General features: G+C 66.0%; 15 protein-coding genes. 9 read left to right on the top strand and 6 right to left on the bottom strand.

Translation table 11 applies throughout. The annotated features are described in order from the left end of the window. Positions 1-12: 12 nt before the first annotated feature. Both boxC and SRAA_RS02875 read right to left on the bottom strand, forming a co-directional pair. Entirely contained in the window at positions 13-1695 is a 1683-nt protein-coding gene (gene boxC / locus SRAA_RS02880) for a 2,3-epoxybenzoyl-CoA dihydrolase (protein WP_045530844.1), read from the bottom strand. Between the two features lie 103 nt (positions 1696-1798). After that, the gene (locus SRAA_RS02875; protein WP_045530842.1) at positions 1799-2722 is read right to left on the bottom strand and encodes a helix-turn-helix transcriptional regulator; all 924 of its coding nucleotides are present in this window, start codon (positions 2720-2722) and stop codon (positions 1799-1801) included. A gap of 83 nt (positions 2723-2805) precedes the next feature. Here SRAA_RS02875 and SRAA_RS02870 point away from each other — a divergent pair, with 83 nt between their 5' ends. The 8 genes from SRAA_RS02870 (at position 2806) to SRAA_RS02835 (ending at position 12696) form a co-directional block, all read left to right on the top strand. After that, positions 2806-4371, top strand: a complete 1566-nt coding sequence (locus tag SRAA_RS02870; RefSeq protein WP_045530840.1) for a 3,4-dehydroadipyl-CoA semialdehyde dehydrogenase — start codon at positions 2806-2808, stop codon at positions 4369-4371. Positions 4372-4416: 45 nt separating this feature from the next. After that, the gene (locus SRAA_RS02865) at positions 4417-6003 is read left to right on the top strand and encodes a benzoate-CoA ligase family protein (protein WP_045533167.1); all 1587 of its coding nucleotides are present in this window, start codon (positions 4417-4419) and stop codon (positions 6001-6003) included. Next, positions 6000-6827 carry an alpha/beta fold hydrolase gene (locus SRAA_RS02860; protein WP_045530838.1) on the top strand — a complete coding sequence of 276 codons (828 nt, stop codon included), beginning with the start codon at positions 6000-6002 and terminating at the stop codon, positions 6825-6827. The genes SRAA_RS02865 and SRAA_RS02860 overlap by 4 nt, the downstream gene beginning before the upstream one ends. Before the next feature lie 417 nt (positions 6828-7244). Further along, positions 7245-8237, top strand: a complete 993-nt coding sequence (locus SRAA_RS02855; protein ID WP_045530836.1) for a Bug family tripartite tricarboxylate transporter substrate binding protein — start codon at positions 7245-7247, stop codon at positions 8235-8237. A gap of 5 nt (positions 8238-8242) precedes the next feature. Continuing rightward, entirely contained in the window at positions 8243-9040 is a 798-nt protein-coding gene (locus SRAA_RS02850; protein ID WP_045530834.1) for a crotonase/enoyl-CoA hydratase family protein, read from the top strand. 60 nt (positions 9041-9100) lie between these two features. After that, the gene (locus tag SRAA_RS02845) at positions 9101-10984 is read left to right on the top strand and encodes a feruloyl-CoA synthase (RefSeq protein WP_045530832.1); all 1884 of its coding nucleotides are present in this window, start codon (positions 9101-9103) and stop codon (positions 10982-10984) included. Positions 10985-11008: 24 nt separating this feature from the next. Next, positions 11009-12271 carry a thiolase family protein gene (locus SRAA_RS02840; protein WP_045530830.1) on the top strand — a complete coding sequence of 421 codons (1263 nt, stop codon included), beginning with the start codon at positions 11009-11011 and terminating at the stop codon, positions 12269-12271. 5 nt (positions 12272-12276) lie between these two features. Continuing rightward, positions 12277-12696 (top strand): acyl-CoA thioesterase, encoded by a 420-nt coding sequence (locus SRAA_RS02835; RefSeq protein ID WP_045530829.1) that lies wholly within the window; start codon positions 12277-12279, stop codon positions 12694-12696. Positions 12697-12723: 27 nt separating this feature from the next. On the opposite strand, the gene SRAA_RS02830 is transcribed toward SRAA_RS02835, so the two are convergent. From SRAA_RS02830 to SRAA_RS02815, 4 genes are read right to left on the bottom strand one after another with little or no spacing between them, the layout of a single operon-like run. Beyond that, complete coding sequence (locus SRAA_RS02830; protein WP_045530827.1) at positions 12724-14955, bottom strand: 3'-5' exonuclease; 2232 nt, start codon at positions 14953-14955, stop codon at positions 12724-12726. Between the two features lie 2 nt (positions 14956-14957). After that, positions 14958-15332, bottom strand: a complete 375-nt coding sequence (locus tag SRAA_RS02825; protein ID WP_045530825.1) for a response regulator transcription factor — start codon at positions 15330-15332, stop codon at positions 14958-14960. Next, positions 15304-18138, bottom strand: coding sequence for a sensor histidine kinase (locus SRAA_RS02820; RefSeq protein ID WP_082039867.1), 2835 nt, complete (start codon positions 18136-18138; stop codon positions 15304-15306). Before SRAA_RS02820 ends, SRAA_RS02825 begins: the two co-directional genes overlap by 29 nt. A gap of 48 nt (positions 18139-18186) precedes the next feature. Further along, positions 18187-18384, bottom strand: coding sequence for a hypothetical protein (locus SRAA_RS02815; protein ID WP_045530823.1), 198 nt, complete (start codon positions 18382-18384; stop codon positions 18187-18189). Positions 18385-18633: 249 nt separating this feature from the next. Here SRAA_RS02815 and SRAA_RS02810 point away from each other — a divergent pair, with 249 nt between their 5' ends. Then, positions 18634-19773 (top strand): Fic family protein, encoded by a 1140-nt coding sequence (locus SRAA_RS02810; RefSeq protein ID WP_045530821.1) that lies wholly within the window; start codon positions 18634-18636, stop codon positions 19771-19773. The last annotated feature ends 104 nt before the right edge of the window (positions 19774-19877 follow it).

Raw genomic sequence — 19877 nt, 5'->3', positions numbered from 1 at the left:
CTCCTTGTGGTGTCAAACCCTGTTCCAGTCGAACGCGGCGCGCTCGCCTTTGCCATAGACCTTCAATGCCCCTTTTTCGCCCACAGCGTTGGGGCGCTGAAAGACCCAGTTTTGCCAGGCGCTGAGGCGCCCAAAAATGCGGGTGGCCATGTTTTCATGCGGCCCAAAACGCAGATTGGCTTCAAGTCCGGTGAGGGCATCGGGCGACATGCTGGCGCGCTCTTCCAGCGCCAGGCGCAGTTCGTCGGCCCAGTCGATGTCGTCGGGGGCGGCGCTGATCAGGCCCAAGGCCTGGGCCGCGTGGGCGTCGAGCGCTTGGCCCAGCGCTTGGCGAGCTGCATCCATGGGGGCGGCTTCGTCGTAAAACCGGCGCTGCAGGCGCGTGCGCTCGGTGATCATGGGCAGGAAACCGAAGTTGAACTCGCTCAAGTGCAGCTTGGGTGCCCGCAGCGGGTCACCGGGCAAAGCCAGCATGTAGGCACGGTCGGCGCAGAAAGCCAGCTCGGCCAAACTGCCTGCAAAGCACGACCCGGTGTCGATCAAGGCAAACAGGCTGCGCGATGAGACATCGAGCCGAGCCAAGGTGCGGCGCAGCAAGCCGATGGTCTCACGCACCAGCCAGTGGCTTTGGTGCGCCTGCATCAGCGCGTCGTTGGCCAGCACCGCTGCCGCGTCGCCTTCGGTCTGGAGCAGCCAGGTGCCGATATCCAGTTCGTTGCTGCGCAAGTGCAGAATCGCGTCTTCCAGCTCGCGCCCCATTTGCAGCGGATACCAGGCAGCCCCCGCGGCCTCGATGCCAGCGGCTGTGCTGGGCTGCGCGCCGCTTGGGGCCTTGACGGTGATGCGGGCGCTGCGCTTGGCGCGATCGATGCGCACTTCAACGTGGCGGTATGTCAAACCCGCATCGCTGATGTGGCGCACCAGCGGCGTGAGCTGCACCCCTTGGGCGCCGGCGGGTCGGTCGCTTTGTTCGGCCAGTTGCAAGGCGCGCTCGCGCACCGTGGCGGCAAACTGCGCCGGTTTGACGATGGCGTCCACCAGACGCCAGTCCTTGGCTTTCTGGCCGCGCACGCCCTCGCTGGTGGTGCAAAAAATATCGGCCAAGTCGTGGCGCACATGGCGCTTGTCGGTCAGACGGGTCAGGCCGCCAGTGCCCGGTAACACGCCCAGCAGCGGCACTTCAGGCAGGCTGACGGCGCTGGAGCGGTCATCGACCAGAATGATTTCGTCGCACGCCATGGCCAGCTCGTAGCCGCCGCCAGCGCAGGCGCCGTTGATGGCAGCCAGAAACTTCAGCCCGCTGTGCCGGGACGCATCTTCCAGGCCATTGCGGGTTTCGTTGGTGAATTTGCAAAAATTCACTTTCCAGGCGTGGCTGGACAAACCAAGCATGTAAATATTGGCCCCGGAGCAAAACACCTTGTCTTGGGCGCTGGTGAGCACCACGGTGCGCACCTCGGGGTGCTCGAAGCGGATGCGATCGATGGCATCTTTGAGCTCAATGTCTACGCCCAGGTCGTAGCTGTTGAGCTTGAGCCGATAGCCCGGCCGGATGCCGCCGTCTTGATCGAAATCGGCGGTCAAGGTGGCCACCGGGCCATCAAAGTCCAGCTTCCAATGGCGGTATACGCCGGGGTGAGTCTGAAAATCTACCGAATCGGGCAGCACGGCAGAGGCGGGTTCGGGTGCGTTCATGGGGTCTCCTGATGGCAAGACCGTACACGGTACACGGCCTGCGTGTGAGCATTTTACTGCATGTTTTTCCGATGTCAAGCATTATTTTGCATGAACGCAGCATTCACGCCGGCAACAGCAACACCTGGCGCACCTGCGCGCGCAGCAAGGCAAAGGTTTGCTCCAGCGGCTGGGTGCTGGTATGGACTCGGCACAGGGCGCGGGCATACAGATCGGCGCGCCCGTCCAGAATGTTTTTCAGGTCTTGCATCGCCTCCGGGTTGGCGGCCATGGGGCGCAAGTCGCCTTGGGCGCGCACCCGGTCCATGTGGTCTTGGGGGTCGGCTTGCAACCAGACCGTGGTGCAATGCGCCAGCAGTAGGTTGAAGGTGGCGGCATCGGAAACGATGCCCCCGGGCGTAGCCAGCACCGCTTCCGGATAGAGCTGGATCGCCTCCTCGACCGCCCGGCGCTCATAGCGGCGGTAGGCGTTTTGTCCATACAGGGCCTGGATTTCCATGACGCTGCAGCCCGCAAACTTTTCGATCTCGCGGCTCAGCTCCAGAAACGGGTAGCCCAAGTCCTCGGCCAACATCTTGCCCAAGGTGGTCTTGCCCGCCCCGCGCAAGCCGATCAGGGCCACGCGCTGGCTGCGCGGGCCGTGGGAGGAGCCCGTACCCAGCAAATCGGCCAAGGCGGTGCGGGCGCGGCGCAGCGTGGCCTCGTTGCAGCCTGCGAGCAGCTCCCGGATCAGGAGCCACTCGGCCGACTGCGTGGTGACATCGCCCAGCAATTCAGCCAGCGAACATTGCAGGGCCTGCGACACCTGCAGCAGCAACAAAATCGAGACGTTGCCCTCGCCGTACTCGAGGTTGGCCAGATGCCGCTCCGACACCTCGGCCGATTGCGCCAGCGCCTTGCGCGTCATGCCGCGGCGCGCGCGCAAACTGCGCACCCGCTCGCCCAAGGCGAGCAGGAAGGGGTGCTTGTCTGCAACTTCGCGGGCACGGGAAAATACCTCGGCTTCATGCAATATATTGCTTGACACGATTTTTCTTTCTGTTAACCTAAAGTTTGTGCACGATAGTTCATATTGTGCCCAAGTTCCAACCACGATACCGAGGAGACACCATGAGCACCGAACTGCTGGCCAACCACGTGGCCAATCAATGGACATGCGGCAGCGGCACCCCCACACCTTTGTTTGACCCGGTGCTGGGCACCGAGCTGGTGCGGGTGGACGCGACCGGCCTGGACTTGGCCGCTGCTTTTCACTTTGCCCGCGAGCAAGGCGGGGCACAACTGCGCGCCCTGAGCTACCGCCAGCGTGCCGCGCTGCTGACTGCCGTCGGGCAGGTGCTGCAGGCCAACCGCGACGCCTATTACGACATCAGCACCGCCAACAGCGGCACCGTGCGCAACGACTCGGCCATTGACGTCGATGGCGGCATCTACACCCTGGGCTACTACGCCAAACTGGGCGAATCCTTGGGTGATCGCCATTTTTTGGTCGATGGCGAGGCCGCCCGCCTGGCCAAAGATCCGCTGTTTCAGTCGCAGCACATCCTGACTCCCACGCGCGGGGTGGCGCTGTGCATCAACGCCTTCAACTTCCCAAGCTGGGGCCTGTGGGAAAAGGCGGCGCCGGCGCTGCTCTCGGGCGTGCCGGTGATCATCAAGCCCGCCACCGCAACCGCCTGGCTAAGCCAGCGCATGGTGCGCGATGTGCTCAACGCGGGCATCCTGCCGCCCGGCGCCTTGTCGATCATCTGCGGCAGCTCGGCCGGGTTGCTCGATCAACTGCAAGCCTTCGACGTGGTCTCGTTCACCGGTTCGGCGCAAACCGCCGCCCTGATCCGCTCCCACCCGGCGGTGGTGCAGCGCTCGGTGCGCGTCAACATCGAGGCCGACAGCGTCAATGCCGCGCTGCTGCTGCCCTCGGCTGACAGCGCAGACAGCGCCACCGCACTGGGCCTATTGGCCAAGGAAGTGGCGCGCGAGATGACGGTCAAGGCGGGGCAAAAATGCACCGCCATACGCCGCGTGCTGGTGCCGGCGCACCTGTACGACGCGGCCGCACAGGCGATCGGCGCCCAATTGGCCAAAACCACCGTGGGCAACCCGCGCAACTCGGCGGTGCGCATGGGCTCGCTGGTGAGCCGGGCGCAAAAAAACACCGTCGAGCAGGGCTTGAGCCTGCTGCAAGCGCACACCGAGCTGCTGTGCGACTGCCGCGGCATGGCGCTGCTCGATGCCGACCCGGCCGTGGCCAGCATCGTGGCCCCGGTGCTGCTGGGAACGCGCGACCCCGATGCCAACGCCACGGTGCACGAAGTGGAGGTGTTTGGCCCGGTGGCCACCCTAATGCCCTGCCGCGACCTCGCCCACGCCCTCGAGCTCATCCGCCGCGGCCAGGGTTCCTTGGTCGCCTCGCTCTATGGCACCGATCCGGCTGCGCTGGCCCAGACCGCGCTGGAACTGGCCGACAGCCACGGGCGCGTCCACGTGGTTTCGCCCGATGTGGCCGCCCTGCACACCGGGCACGGCAATGTGATGCCGCAGTCGCTGCACGGCGGCCCGGGCCGGGCCGGTGGCGGTGAAGAGCTGGGCGGCGTGCGCGCGCTCAACTTCTACCACCGCCGCAGCGCGCTGCAAGCCAGCAGCGCCGTGCTGGCGCAGGCCATCCCGGCCACTTGAGACCCCAGCAGCCCAGACCCAGAGCCCGTGCAGGAACCCGCCCCCATGAGCACCAAACCAACAATTGCGCCCTTGGGCGCGACCTTCAACTTTACCCAGCATGTGCTGGAAATCAACGCTGCGCGGCCCGATGCGCTCGCCTTCATCGACGATCAAGGCAGCCTGAGCTACGGCCAACTGGCCCAACTGGTGTGTCAGAGCGCCAACGCCTTGCTGGCCAGCGGCTTGCGGCGCGAGGAGCGCGTGCTGCTATTGATGCACGACCAGCGGCACTGGCCGGTGGGTTTTTTGGGGGCCCTGTACGCGGGCCTGGTGCCGGTGCCGGTCAACACCTTGCTCACCGCCGACGACTACGCCCATATGCTGGAGCACTCGCGTGCGCAGGCGGTGCTGGTCTCGGGAGCCTTGTTGCCCACGCTGCGCGCTGCGCTGGGGCAGAGTCGGCATGAGGTGCGGCAGGTGGTGGTTTCACAGCCGCAGGGGCCCCTGCTAGAGGGTGAAGTCGAGTTCGACGATTTCCTGCGCCCACATTCCACCCGAGCCAGCCCAGCCGCCACCAGCCCCGATGACCCGGCTTTCTGGCTCTATTCCTCGGGCTCCACCGGCCGCCCCAAAGCGGCGCTGCACACCCACGCCAACCCTTACTGGACCGCCGAACTGTATGGCAAGCGCGTGCTGGGCCTTCGCGCGAACGACCTGTGTTTTTCGGCCGCCAAGCTGTTTTTTGCCTACGGCTTGGGCAACGCCTTGATCTTCCCGCTGGTTGCGGGTGCCACCACGCTGCTGATGGCCGAGCGGGCCACCCCCGAAGCGGTATTCCAACGCTGGATTGGCGCGGTGGGCGGCCTCCAACCCACGGTGTTTTACGGCGCCCCTACCGGCTTTGCCGCCATGCTGGCCCACCCTGCCCTGCCCAGCCGCGCAGCAGTAGCGCTGCGCCTGGTCTCATCGGCCGGCGAGGCCTTGCCGGCCCAGTTGGGCGAGCGCTTCCGGCTCCACTTCGGCATCGACATCATCGACGGCATCGGTTCGACCGAAATGCTGCACATCTACCTCTCCAACCGGCCCGATCGGGTGCGTTACGGCAGCAGCGGCTGGCCGGTGCCCGGCTACACCATCGAGTTGCGCGCCGAAGACGGCTTATCGGTCGTGCCGGAGGGCGAACTGGGCGATCTGTACATACAAGGCCCGTCGGCGGCCCTGCTGTACTGGGGCAACCGGGACAAATCCCGCGACACCTTTCAAGGCCACTGGGTCAAGAGCGGCGACAAGTACACCCAGCACAGCGACGGCAGCTACACCTATGGCGGGCGCAGCGACGACATGCTCAAGGTCAGCGGCATCTACGTCAGCCCGTTCGAGGTCGAGTCCACCCTGATGCAGCATCCGGCCGTGATGGAAGCGGCAGTGATCGGCGTCCACGACGCAGAGGGCCTCATCAAGAGCAAAGCCTATGTGGTGCTCAAAGCCGGCCAGCACACAGACGAGGCTGCCCTGAAGGCCTTTGTCAAAGACAAGCTCGCGCCCTACAAATACCCGCGCCAGATCGCCTTTGTGCACGAATTGCCCAAGACCGCCAGCGGCAAAATTCAGCGCTTCAAGCTGCGCCAACTGGATTCAGTCGACGCATGAACAGCGGGTCCAACGCAAGCGATTTTTGCCCGATCGAGTGGCGGGGCCATCGGCTGCAACTGGAGTACCAGTGGCTTGGGAGCGCGCCGCAGCAGGCACCGCTGCTGGTTTTTCTGCACGAGGGCTTGGGCTCGGTGGCCATGTGGCGCGACTTTCCCGCCCGGCTCTGCCACACCTTGGGCTGGCGTGGCTTGGTGTATTCGCGCCCCGGCTATGGCCGCTCCACCCCGCGTGCCGCAGACGAATGCTGGGGCCCCGACTACATGCACCGCCAGGCGCTCGAGGTGCTGCCGGCGCTGCTGCAAGCGCTGGGCATCGACACCCAGGCGCAGCCGCCCTGGTTGCTGGGTCACAGCGACGGCGGCTCGATCGCGCTCATCCATGCCGCCCAGTGGCCGCAGCGGGTGGCTGGGGCGATCGTGCTGGCACCGCACATTTTTGTCGAAGACATTGCACTGCGCAGCATAGCCCAGGCACGCACCGACTACACCCAGGGACCCTTGCGCGCCCGGCTGGCGCAGCACCACGACGACCCCGACTCGGCCTTCTGGGGCTGGAACGAGGCCTGGCTTGCGCCCGCCTTTCGCCACTGGACGCTGCTGCCAGAACTCGCGCGTCTGCGCTGCCCGCTGCTGGCGGTGCAAGGGCTAGACGACGCCTACGGCACGCTGGAGCAAATTCACGGCATCGCCCGCATCGCTAGGCAGACCCAACTGCTGGAATTGGCCCACTGCGGCCATGCACCGCACCGCGACCAACCCGACACGCTGCTGGCAGCGATACGCAGCTTTGTCGAACCCTGGGCAGGCAGGCAGCGGCCCTGAAAGCGCAGGCTGCATATCAGCCATGCCAAAACCGACATACCTGCGAGAAATTAAGGGTTAACACCAGCCCGAACGCCCCATCCAGCGCTGTCCGATCACCCTGCAGTGCGATACAGTGCCCTTGCGATCTTGCCCTTGCGATCTTGCCCGTGCAGCCCTGCCAGCCACACCCTTTGGCGGCCGGTCCCGGACCAGCCCATTCGTGCCACCTTCGAGCCAGAGGAGACCTCACCATGTTCCCCCGCACAAGCCTGCTTCAGGTCGAGGCAAGCAGATCAACATGATCCGGCTGACCCAGGCCCAAGAGTTTCGACGGCTGGCGTGGCTTCAACGGACAGAATTTGATTGCCAGCGCCAAGCGATTGATCAACAAACATAGCCGCGCTTGAATACAGCCGGCGCCACCAGGAGACTTGCATGAACCAAACCCAGACCCAACGCAGAAGGCTGTTGACCGCCGCCATCGCGGCGCCCGCCAGTTTTGGCTTGCTCAGCCCATGGGCGCACGCGCAAACCTGGCCCAGCCGGGCGGTGAGCCTGATCGTCGGCTTTCCTCCTGGTGGCATCGCCGACCTCACCACCCGATTGGTCGCCAACCACCTGACGCGAGCCCTGGGTCAACCCGTGCCCGTGGACAACCGGGCCGGCGCAGCAGGCAATATCGCGGGCCAGGCGGTGGCCTCGTCGGCGCCTGATGGCTACACCCTGCTATCTGCTCCCGCCAGCCTGCTAGCGATCAATCCGCACTTGCACCGCATGACCTTTGACCCCTTCACCGACTTGGTGCCGGTGGCCGCCACCGGTCGGGTCTTTGTGTATCTGATGGTTCGCGCCAATCTGGGCGTTCAAAATGTGCAGGATTTGCTGGCTATGCTGCGCGCCCGCCCCGGACAACTGACTTTTGGTTCGGCCGGCAACGGCACTTCCTCGCACATTGCAGGCGAGAAATTCACCAGCCAGGCCAATGTGACGGCCAGACACATTCCGTACCGAGGCGCCGCACCCGCACTCACGGCGCTGATCGGCGGCGAGATTGATTTCCTCTTTGATTCCGGCCCGGGCTTGCAAGCGGCTCAGGCAGGCCGGGTGCAGCTCTTGGCCGTCGGCAGCCGCACCCGCGTGCCCGCGCTGCCGGATTTGCCCACGCTGCATGAATCGGGCCTGACCGATTTTGACGTGGACACCGTCTTTGGCATTTACGCTCGCAGCGGCACACCGGCTGCCATCGTCGCGCGCCTGAGCACCGAGATCGGCCGAATCATGCAAAGCACCGAGGTGCGCGAGGGGCTGGTCGCCATTGGGGCAGGAACTGCCCTCGAGGGCTCACCCCAAGAACTCGCGGCACGGGTCAGAAACGATTCCGAGCGTTTTGGACGCATCATCCGAGAACGCAACATTCGACCCGACTAATCCCCATGCCCAACCGCAAAACTGCAGCCCCCCTTCAATCCGGCATCGAGCTGCACCTGCAAGACGAGGTCGCCCTGATCCGCTTGTCGCGCCCGGCCAAGCGCAACGCCCTCAACGACGGACTGATCCTCGCCTTGCGCGAGACTTTTCAAAACCTGCCCCCAGGCGTGCGCGCGGCCGTGATCCATGGCGAGGGCGAGCACTTCTGCGCCGGGCTCGATTTGTCGGAGCTGCAAGAGCGCGACGCCGGCCAAGGCATGCAGCACTCGCGCATGTGGCACGCCGCGCTCGATGGCGTGGAGCGCGGCCCGGTGCCCGTGGTGGCGGCGCTGCACGGGGCGGTGGTGGGCGGCGGCTTGGAACTGGCCAGCGCCTGCCACATCCGGGTTGCCGACGAGAGCACCTTCTTTGCCCTGCCCGAGGGCACGCGCGGCATTTTTGTGGGGGGCGGCGGTTCGGTGCGCATTTCCAAGCTGATCGGTGTGGCGCGCATGACCGACATGATGCTCACCGGCCGCGTTTACAGTGCCAGCGAGGGCGAGCGCGCCGGGCTGGCGCAGTATCTGGTGCCCACCGGCGGCGCGCTCGAACGCGCGCTGGCGCTGGCGCGCCAGATCGCCACCAACGCCCCGCTGACCAACTACGCCCTGATGCACGCGCTGCCACGCATAGCCGAGCAACCGGCCGATCACGGCTACTTTACCGAAGCCTTGATCTCGGGCATGGCCCAGGCCGCACCAGAGGCCAAGGAGCGCGTGCGCGCCTTTTTGCAAGGCAAGGCCGCCAAGGTGCAGAAAAAATAAAGCCCCAGACTCTCCCTGCGCGCCGCTGCATGGCCAAGCGCGCCCCCCACCTTTGCAGCCATGAACACCAGCCCGCCGTTTCGACCGCTGAAATTTGGCGTCACCCAAGCGCGATTGCGCGATGGCGCGCCGGGCACACGCTACCTGCGCGCCGCGCCCGATTTGCTGCCCTACCCCGAGCGCCTGACCGACCGCCTGCGCCACTGGGCCGAAACCGCCCCAGATCGCACCTGGATGGCGCGCCGCCAGCGCATCGTCGGCGCCGATGGCCAGGCTGCGCTGGGCGATTGGCAGCCCATCCGCTACGCCGACGCTTGGGCCACCGCGCGCCGCATCGCCCAAGGGCTGCTCGATCGCGGCCTGAGCGCCGAGCGCCCGGTGCTGATCTTGTCGGAAAACAGCCTGGAGCACGCCCTGCTGGCCTTGGGCTGCTTGGTGGCCGGCGTGCCGTATGTGCCCACCTCGCCAGCCTATTCGCTGCTCAGCACCGACTTCGACAAGCTGCGCCACGTGCTGCGCAGCACCACGCCCGGGCTGCTGTTTGCCAGCGATGCGGCCCGCTACGGCAAGGCCTTGCGCGCAGTGGCCGAAGCGGATATGGAAATCGTGCTTGCTGAGGGCGACCTAGAGGGCGCCTTGGATGGCCGCCGCAGCACCCGCTTTGCCGATCTGGCCGCCACCCCGGCCACGCCTGCGGTTGATGCCGCCATGGCCGCCACCGGGCCGCAAACGATCGCCAAATTCCTTTTTACCAGCGGTTCGACCAAGCTGCCCAAGCCGGTCATCAACACCCACGGCATGTGGTGTGCCAACCAGCAACAGATGGCCCAGTCCATGCCGGTGCTGGCCGAGCAGCCTTTGGTGCTGGTGGACTGGCTGCCCTGGAACCACACCTTCGGCGGCAACCACAATTTCGGCATGGTGCTGATGCACGGCGGCACGCTCTACCTCGACGACGGCAAACCCACCCCCGCGCTGATGCACGAAACCCTGCGCAACCTGCGCGAGATCGCGCCCACGGTCTATTTCAACGTGCCCACCGGCTTTGAGGCCATTGCCCACGCCATGCAGACCGACGCCCTGTTGCGCCAGACCCTGCTCTCGCGGGTGCAGATGTTTTTCTACGCCGGTGCGGCTCTGGCGCAACCGGTGTGGGACAGCTTGTTTGAGAGCGAAGCGCGCGAAATCGGCCAGCGCATCGTCATGGCCACCGGTTTGGGCATGACCGAATCCGGCCCCTTTGCCATCTTCATCACCCACCCGCACGTGCAATCGGGCGACTTGGGCCTGCCCGCCCCCGGGCTGGAACTCAAGCTGGTGCAGCAAGGCGACAAAACCGAGGTGCGCTACAAGGGCCCCAACATCAGCCCCGGCTATTGGCGCGCGCCCGCCGACAGCGCCGAGGCTTTTGATGAAGAAGGGTTTTTCAAAAGCGGCGATGCGGTGAAGTGGATCGACGAATCCAACCCCCACTTGGGCCTGAAATTCGACGGCCGCATTGCCGAGGATTTCAAGCTCGCCACCGGCACCTTTGTGAGCGTGGGGCCGCTGCGGGCCCAGCTCATTGCCGCTGGCGCCCCCTGCATCCAAGACGCGGTGCTCACCGGCATCAACCGCAAAGAAGTGGGCGCCATGGTCTTTCCCACGCCCAAGGTGCGCGCGCTCTCGGGCCTGCCCGATTCGGCCCCGATGAGCGCGGTGCTGGAGAGCGCCCCGGTGCAAGCCCATTTCCAAACCATGCTGAACCAACTGGCCCAGCGCGCCACCGGCAGCGCCAGCCGCATCGCCCGGCTGTGTCTGCTGGCCGAGCCACCCAGCATCGACCGGGGGGAGATCACCGACAAAGGCTCGATCAACCAGCGCGCCGTGCTGGCACAGCGGGCCGACACCGTGTTGGCTTTGCACGAAGATCGGCTGCCCCACATCCTCAAACCGCAACCCTGAGCCTGGCTGCACCAGGACATACGCATGCAACACAAAGGCTTTTTCAACGCGTTCGACGACGTCTGGTTGCTGGACGGCGTGCGCACCCCGATGGTGGATTACTGCGGTGCGCTGGGGTCGGTCTCGCCCACCGATCTGGGCATCAAAGCCGCGCGCGCGGTGCTGCAACGCGCGGGCGTGGCGGGCGCACACATCGGCTCGGTGATTGCGGGCAATATGGCACCGGGCGATTGTTACCAGTACATGCTGCCGCGCCACATCGGTCTGTATGCCGGCGTGCCGGTGGAGGTGCCCGCGCTGATGGTGCAACGCATCTGCGGCACCGGGCTGGAGCTGCTGCGTCAAGCGGGTGAACAACTGCAAGGCGGCCTGTGCGAGGCCGCCCTGGTGGTGGGCTGCGAGAGCATGACGCGCAACCCCATCGCCGCTTTCGAACACCGCAGCGGCTTCAGGCTCGGGGCACCGGTGGGCTTCCAAGACTATTTGTGGGAAGCGTTGATGGACCCGGCCCCCGGCATCAGCATGATCCAAACCGCAGAAAACCTGGCCCAGCAGTACGGCATCGGCCGCGCCGAGGTCGATGCCTTTGCCAGCCGCTCCTTTGCCCAGGCGGTGGCGGCCCAGGCAGCCGGCTTTTTCGAGGATGAGATCGTGGCCGTGGTGAGCGAGCGCTTCGAGCTGGCCGGCTACCAAACGCGCGGCATCAAATTGCCGTCCAAAACACCCGAACTGCGCACCGATACGCACCCGCGCCCCTCCCCCGTGGAGGTGCTGGCCCAACTCAAGCCGGTCTATGCAGGCGGGGTGCAAACCGGCGGCAACAGCTCGGCGCTGGTGGATGCGGCGGCGGCGGCGGTGGTAGCCACCGGCGCCTACGCCCAAAGCTGGGCCAAGGCCAGCGGCAAACAACCCTTGGCGCGCCTGGTGTCCAGCGCGGTGGTGGGGGTGGCGCCCGAGATCATGGGCATCGGGCCGGCACCCGCCATTCGCTTGCTGCTGGCGCGCTCCGGCCTGGCGCTGTCCGACATAGCCCGCATTGAAATCAACGAAGCCCAAGGCGCGCAGACGCTGGCGGTGGCGCGCGAGCTGGGGCTGGATATGGAGCGCCTGAACGTCAACGGCGGCGCCATCGCGCTCGGCCATCCGCTGGCCGCCACCGGGCTGCGTCTGGGCATTACACTGGCGCGCGAGCTGCGCCGCAGCCAGCAGCGCTGGGGCATCGCCAGCGCCTGCGTGGGCGGTGGCCAAGGCATGGCGTTGTTGATCGAAAACCCCAAGGCTGCGTGAGTGCTATGAGCAAATCGGTCGTTTTTGAAGTGGACGTGATGTTTGGCGACTGCGATCCGGCCGGCATCGTCTTTTTTCCCAATTTCAGCAAGTGGATGGACGCCTCCTCGCTGAACTTCTTTATGCAGTGCGGCGTACCGCCCTGGCGCGAACTGGTCAAGACCAGCGGCATCATCGGCACGCCGCTGCTGGAAATCCACACCAAGTTCATGCAACCCGCCACCTACGGCGAGCGCTTGCAAATCCACACCTGCATCGTCGAATGGCGCGACAAGGTTTTCATCCACGAGCACCGCGTCCAGCGCGGCAGCGATCTGCTCTGCGAGGGCCGCGAGACGCGCGCTTTTTGCATCCGGCACCCGCAGCACCCCGAGCGCATGAAGGCGATTGCCATCCCGGAGCACATCAAGGCCCTGTGCCAGTAAGGCCCCGGGGCGGACCCGCTGCGCCTCTCAATACTGGATGCGCGCAAAGTAGGTGCGCTGCGCCGCCCCCCGCGCCTGGCCCAGGGTGTGGATGCCTTTTTCGGCCAACAAGGGCAACAGGCGCACGAACACCTCGGCGGTGACCATGGCGTCGCCCAAGGCGGTGTGGCGGCCGATTACGGTGACGTTGAAGCGTTCGGCAATGGCTTCGAGCCGGTGCGAATCTTGTCCGGGGTGCACCACCGCCGACAGCAGCAGCGTGTCGAGCACTGGCTGCTCGAACGCCAGCCCGGTTTGCCGCTCCTTGAGTTGCAAAAAACGCATGTCGAAGGCGGCGTTGTGCGCCACCAGCACGGTGTCGGCGGCAAAGGCGTGCAAGGCGGGCAACACCTCCAGGATGCCGGGCTGGCCTTGCACCATCTCGGGCGTGATGCCGTGGATAGGGATCGACTCGGGCGGGATCTCGCGCTTGGGATCGACCAACTGGTCGAACACCTCTTGCCTGAGCAGCTTGCCGTTGAGCACGCGCACGGCGCCGATCTGGATGATCTCGTCGCCCTCGGCCGGATTGAGGCCGGTGGTTTCGGTGTCGAACACAGTGAAGGACAGATCGGCCAGCGGCACCTCGTCGAGCGCCTGGCTGCGCGGACTGACGCGAAACAGGTCGAAATCGTAATACTCCGGGCGGCTTGGGTGGTGCACGAAGGTGGCGTTGTCGAGCTGCTCTTGCGCGGTGGCGGCCGGCAGCAGGAAGCGAAACCAAGCCTGGTTGCTGGCCCGATCCCGCTCCAGCCAGAAGGCGCCGCCGTGGCGGTCCACCACCTCGCGCACCGTCAAGGCGCTGGCCTCGCTGCCGATGCGCATGGGGTCGATCTCCCAGCTCATCACGGTCTCGGTGCTGAGCGTGGCGCCGCTCCAGATCAGGTCCAGCTCGGCCTTGTCGACCCCTTGGCCCGAGGGGCGCAGGCGCAGGCTGACGTGGCGGATGGCGAATTCGTCGCGCAGGCGCGCACTCAAAAACAGCAGCGCCTGCAAAATCGAAAAGCTCTCGATGCGCAGCCACAGATTCGGGTCGGCCTCGCTCTGGTTGAGCGCCAGGCCCAGCGTTTCTTCGATGCGCCGCCCGGCGGCGCTGAGCAAGTCGGTGCCGAGCATGTCTTCCAGCGGCCAGCGGCTTTGAAACACCTCGGCGGCTTGGCTGCTGCTGCGCTGCACGCGCTCGCTTAAGGCCTGCACCTCGTCGCGCACCACGGCCAGAAAGCGCTCGCGCAGGGCCGGTTCGAGGTCGGGGTAGTCGAGCATCTCGATGGCGGCACGCATATTGGCCAGCGCCGCCCGGCTGCCTTCGGTCAGGCCCAGCACCAGGCGCTCGCGCACCGCCTCGGCCTCGAACTCGCGCGTGATGTTGTCGAGCATGAGCACGAAGCCGGCCAGTTGCAGGGGTGGGGCTTGGGTGGCGGGCTCCAAGGCCGCGCCCAAGACCGGCGCGGCATCGGGTTCGGCCACGCTGCGCACCGGCGTCATCTGCACGCGCAGCAACTGCCCGGCGCGGGTGCTGGTGACAAACTGCGCCGTGGGTTGCGCCACCCCGCGCTGCAGGCGCTGCTGCACGCTCTCGAGTGCGTGCGCCACCAGTTTGCGGTCGAACACGGTGTAGATCGAGCGCCCGAGTCCGATCAGCTCGGCCCCATCGGCCAAGCGCGGGCTTTGCGAGAGGGCGCGAAACTGCGTCCGGGCGCGGTTGTTGTAGAGCAGGATGCGGCCGTCGAGGTTGCACACCACCACGCTTTGGGTGAGCTCGGACATCAGCGCCGCCAGGCGCGATTTTTCTTGCTCGATGTCGCGCGCGGCGGCGCGCACCTTGTCTTGCATCTGGTGCCGCAGCTCCTCGCGCTGCGCCACCAACTGGTTGAACAGCTTGGCCAGCTCCTTGGTCTCGACGTTGCCTTTGGGGCGCAGCTCGCGCACCACGTCGGTGCGCAGCAGCACCTGCGCTTCCTCCGCCAGTTGCACCGAGGGCGTGACCCAGTGACCGAACCAGCGTTTCAGGCCCCAGGCAATCGCCCCCATGCCGGCACCCCAGGTTAAGCTCACCAGCAGCAGGCTGGGCCCCACCAAGGCCCAGACGGTGGCGCGATCGGGCGGCGTGAGCGTGGCGGCGATGAGCCAGAGCGTGAACAGCAGCCAGACGATGGAGACCAGCGCCGCCACGGCCAGCAGCCAGAGCAGCCGTTTGTCGGTGGGTTGGTGGCGGGCCATGATCAGCGATTGGACAGCAGCATCTGGCGCACTTTCTCCACCAGCTCCTTGGTCGAGAAAGGTTTGGTCATGTAGGCGTCGGCACCCAGCGCCAAGCCCTTGGCGACGTCGGTGTCGCGGCCCTTGGCGGTGAGCATGAGGATGCGGGTGGCTTTGAGCGCCTCGTCGGCGCGCACCTCCTGGCAGACCTCGAAGCCGGTTTTGCGCGGCATCATCACGTCGAGCAGCACCAAGTCCGGGCGCAGCGCGGCAATCGCTTCCAGGGCCTCTACCCCATCGCGTGCCAGATGCACCTGGTAGCCTTCGCGCTTCATCAGAAATTCGAGCGAGAGCAGGATGTTGGGTTCGTCATCGACGATCAGCAGGGTGGGGTTCATGGTTGCAGTCTCCTGGTTCTGGTGCCGATTGTGCCGTGCCCGCCGCCGCAGCCCCAGCCACACTCCCAGCGACCGCCCCGCACAGCGGCAGCTCGAAACCGAAGCAGGCCCCCTGCCCCGGCTCGCTCTGCAGCCACAGGCGGCCACCGAAATGCTCGATGATCTGGCGGCTGATCGGCAGCCCCAGGCCGGTGCCGCGCAGCCGCCCCTGGCCGTCGCTGCTTTGGCGAAAGCGCTCGAACACGCGCTGCTGGTCGGCCAGCGGCACGCCAGGGCCGTTGTCTTGCACCGTGACTCGCGCGCAGTCGCCGCGCCGCTGCAAGCGCAGCTCGATGCGCCCGCCCGGCGTGGGCACGAATTTGGCGGCGTTGGAGAGCAGGTTGAGCATCACCTGCGTCAGGCGGTCCGGGTCGGCGCGCACCCACAGCGGCGGCTGGCTCGGGTCGGGCAGCAGCAGGTGCAGCTCGGTGCCCTTGTCGCGCAGCAGCTCGGCCGTGGTCTGGCACGACTGGCGCAGCAGCTCGGCCAGGTCCAGCTCGCTGGGTTGCCAGTCGGCGTGGCCGGACTCGATCTTGGCCATGTCCAGCACCTGGTTCACCAAGCGGCTCAGGCGCTCGGTCTCGGCCACGATGATGCCCAAAAACTGCTGGCGCTGCGCGGCCTCGAGTTCGGGGTCGTCGCGCATGAGTTCGGAGAAAGCGCGGATCGCCGTCAGCGGGGTGCGCAGCTCGTGCGTGACGGCCGACATGAACTCGTCGCGGTGCCGGTCCAGGCTTTGCAACTGCACGTTGGCGGCGCGCAGCTCGGCAGTGGCGCGCTCCAGCGAATGGGATTTTTCTTCCAGTTCCTGCGAATGCAGGCGCAGGCGGTTCGATTCTTCCAGGATGCCGAGCACGTCGGCCACATCGAGCGCATCGGCCTGCACCACCGACGCCACCATGGCGTGTGCCGAGGCGCTGCCGATGGCCCCGGCGAGCAGGGTTTCCACGTGCTGCACCAGTTGCGCATCGGCCGGCAACTGCGCCACGCTGGCCACGCCGCGCTGGCGTGCGTAGTCGGCCAAGGCGGCCTGGGCGCGCTCGGGGCCGAGGATGCGCGGCACCAGCGGCAGCAGGTCGTCGAGCCGGGCCCGGCCGCGCCAGAACACCGGCTGCGTGGCGGCGGTGCGCTCGAACACATCGACGAACAGCACCGCCTGGCTGGCCTCTTGGGCCGAGGGGCTGCGCCAGAGCGAAACCAGCAGATAGGCCCCGACGTTGAAAAACATGGTCCAGAAAAAAGCGTGCGTGAGGTGATCGAGCCCCTGCAAGCCAAACAGCGCCTCGGGCTTGAGCCAGCCTATGCCCCAGGGGCCGTGCAGCAAGAAACCGTCGTCCAGCCAGCCCGACTTGGCCAGCGAGGGCAGCATCAGGGTGTAGCACCACAGCCCAAAGCCGAGCAGCAGGCCGCTGAGCGCACCGGCGCGGGTGCCGCCCTTCCAGTACATGCCGCCAAACAGCGCCGGGGCAAACTGCGCCACCGCAGCAAAGCTGATCAGCCCGATGCCCATCAGGGCGTAGGCGTCGCCCGCCAGGTAGTAGTAAAGATAGCCCAGCAGCATGATGAGCACGATGGCGGCGCGCCGGATTTGCAGCAGCCAGCGCTTGAAATCGAGCGGGCTGCGCAGCCAGCCTTGCAGCCGCAGCAGCAGCGGCGCGGCCAGGTTGTTGCTGATCATGGTCGAGACGGCGATGCCATCGACGATCACCATGCCGGTGGCGGCGGAAAAACCGCCGATGAAGGCCAGCAGCACCAGCCACAGCCAGCCCTCGGCCAGCGGCAGCGCCAGCACGAAGGTCTCGGGGTGGACCGTCAGGCCGGGCTGCGCGCCAAAGTACAGCATCCCGCCCAAGGCGATGGGCAGCACGAACAGGTTGATCAGCAACAGGTAGAGCGGAAAGACCCAGACCGCGCGCTTGAGGTGCCGCTCATCCACGTTTTCCACCACCATCACCTGAAACTGGCGTGGCAGCAGCAGCACCGAGAGCAGCGCCAGCACCGTGAGTGTGAACCACTGGGCGTAGGCAAAGCGGCTGTCGTCGCCGAGTTCGAGCAGACCGGCCATTTCGGGCACCGCCGCGGCGCGGGCAAAAATATCGCCCACGCCGTTGAACAGCACGAAGCTCACAAACACCCCCACCGCCACGAAAGCCAGCAGCTTGACCAGCGATTCGAGCGCAATCGCCGCCACCAGGCCCTCGTGGCGCTCGCTGCTGTCGAGCTGGCGCGCGCCAAAGACAATGGTGAAACCGGCCAGCGCCAGCGCGAGGTAAAAGGTGCTGTCCTGCCACCAACTGTGCGGGGCCGGAAAGGGCTGCCCGAGCGGCGTGGTGAGCACCGCGTAAGCCACCGCGATGCCCTTGAGCTGCAAGGCGATGTAGGGCACGATGCCCACCACCATGATCAGCGTCACCACACCCGCCAGCAGCGGGCTCTTGCCGTAGCGGCTGGAGATGAAATCGGCGATCGAGGTGATGCGGTAGGTCTTGGCGATGCGGATCATCTTGCGCACCACCATCCAGCCCAGGATCATGGCCAGCATGGGCCCGAGGTAGATCGGCAGGAACCAGAGCCCGTCGGTGGCGGCGCGCCCGATGCTGCCAAAGTAGGTCCAGGCGGTGCAATAGACCGCCATCGAGAGCGCATAGACCCAGGCGTTGCCGATCAGCGAGCGGCCTTGGGCGGCGCGCCGGTCGCCGTAAAAGGCCACGGCAAACAGCAGCAGCAGGTAGGCGGTGGCAACGGCGATGACCAGCAGCGGGGACATGGGGCTGGGTTTGGGCTGTGGTTTGGGTTTGTGGGCTGGGCGGCGGTTTTAGTCGGGCTGGCGCTCCATCAGCCAAGCCAGCAGCGCAATCAGCAAGGCCCAGAGCGTGAACATGGCCAGCGGAAAGAGCGGAATGCCCCACCACTTGATCTCGCTGTCCCACAAGGCGATGAGCGGAAAATTGAACAGCAAGACGGCAGCCGCGAACAGCGCCAGCAGGCGTTGCGACAGCAAGCTCTCGTTCATGGCGTGTCTCCGGTGGGCGTTCGTGTGCGTTCGGGGGCGGCATGGAGCGAACCGCTTGGGGGCCTCACAGGGGATCAGAGGCTCAGCCCGATTCTGATCGATTCTGATGGCTCTGACATTGTGCCTGCTTGGGGCTTACCCGGTGCTGACCGCTCTGGCAAGCCTTGGCGCAGCCCAAATATCACTATTCACCGCATTTTATGCGGTGAATACCTTGTGCATGCGGAGATTGCAGCCCATAATATCCGCATGAATAGCGGCGATTGCAAATACATCTGGCAGACCCCTGACTGGCCGAACTGGCGCTTCGACTGGGCGGCCTTGGCTGGCCCTATGGCCGAGGTCAGTCGCGCCCAAGGGCTCTTAATGGGGCGTCTGGCCGACGTGGGCATGGCGCTGCGCGATCAGGCGAGCCTGGCCGCGCTGACCGAGGACGTGGTCAAGACCAGCGAGATCGAGGGCGAGCAGCTCAACGTCGAGTCCGTGCGCTCGTCCATCGCGCGCAGGCTGGGCGTGGACATCGGAGCGCTTGCGCCGGTCGATCGGCATGTCGAGGGCGTGGTCGAGCTGGTGCTCGACGCCACGACCAACTGCCAGGCACTGGCAACACGGGAGCGTCTGTTCGGCTGGCATGCCGCACTGTTTCCCACCGGTTACTCCGGCCTTTCTAGGATCAAGGTCGGCGCCTGGCGCGACGATGCCAGCGGGCCGATGCAGGTGGTTTCGGGCCGCATCGGCCGCCAACGGGTGCATTTCGAAGCGCCGCCCGCCGATCGCCTCGAGACCGAAACCAGCCGCTTCTTCGACTGGGTGAATGGCGCGTCGAACGAGCCGCCACTGCTCAAAGCGGGCCTCGGCCACCTGTGGTTCGTCACCTTGCACCCGTTTGACGACGGCAATGGCCGTATCGCCCGGGCCATCGGTGATCTGCTGCTGGCACGCGCCGACGGCAGCCCGCAGCGCTTCTACAGTTTGTCCGCGCAGATTCAGCGCGAACGCAAGGCTTACTACGACATCTTGGAGCAGAGCCAGAAACGGTCGCTGGACGTCACCGCCTGGCTCGCCTGGTTCCTCGGCACGCTGCATCGCGCCGTCGATCAGGCGCAGCACACGCTTGACACCGTATTGGTCAAGGCGCGGTTCTGGCAGCGCTGGGCGAGCACACCACTCAATCAGCGGCAGGTGAAGTTGCTCAACCTGCTGCTCTACGGCTTCGCGGGCAAGCTCACCAGCAGCAAGTGGGCGGCGATCGCCAAGTGCTCGCCAGACACGGCTCTGCGCGATATCAACGATCTGCTTGCGCGGGGCGTGCTGCGCAAATCGGATGCGGGTGGGCGCAGCACCAGCTATCAGGCCGTTGACAACCCCCGCTCCCCTCCTCGCAACTGATTAATCGACTCCATAGAAACAGGAACCAAGCGAGGCAGGCAGAGCTTTCAGGGTCGGGAGGAGGGCAAGCGCAGTGAGTCTATACGATCGTCAGGGATGCGACA

It is taken from the genome of Serpentinimonas raichei (genome assembly GCF_000828895.1).
GTDB lineage: Bacteria > Pseudomonadota > Gammaproteobacteria > Burkholderiales > Burkholderiaceae_C > Serpentinimonas > Serpentinimonas raichei.
This window is presented reverse-complemented; position numbering and strand designations above follow the sequence as displayed.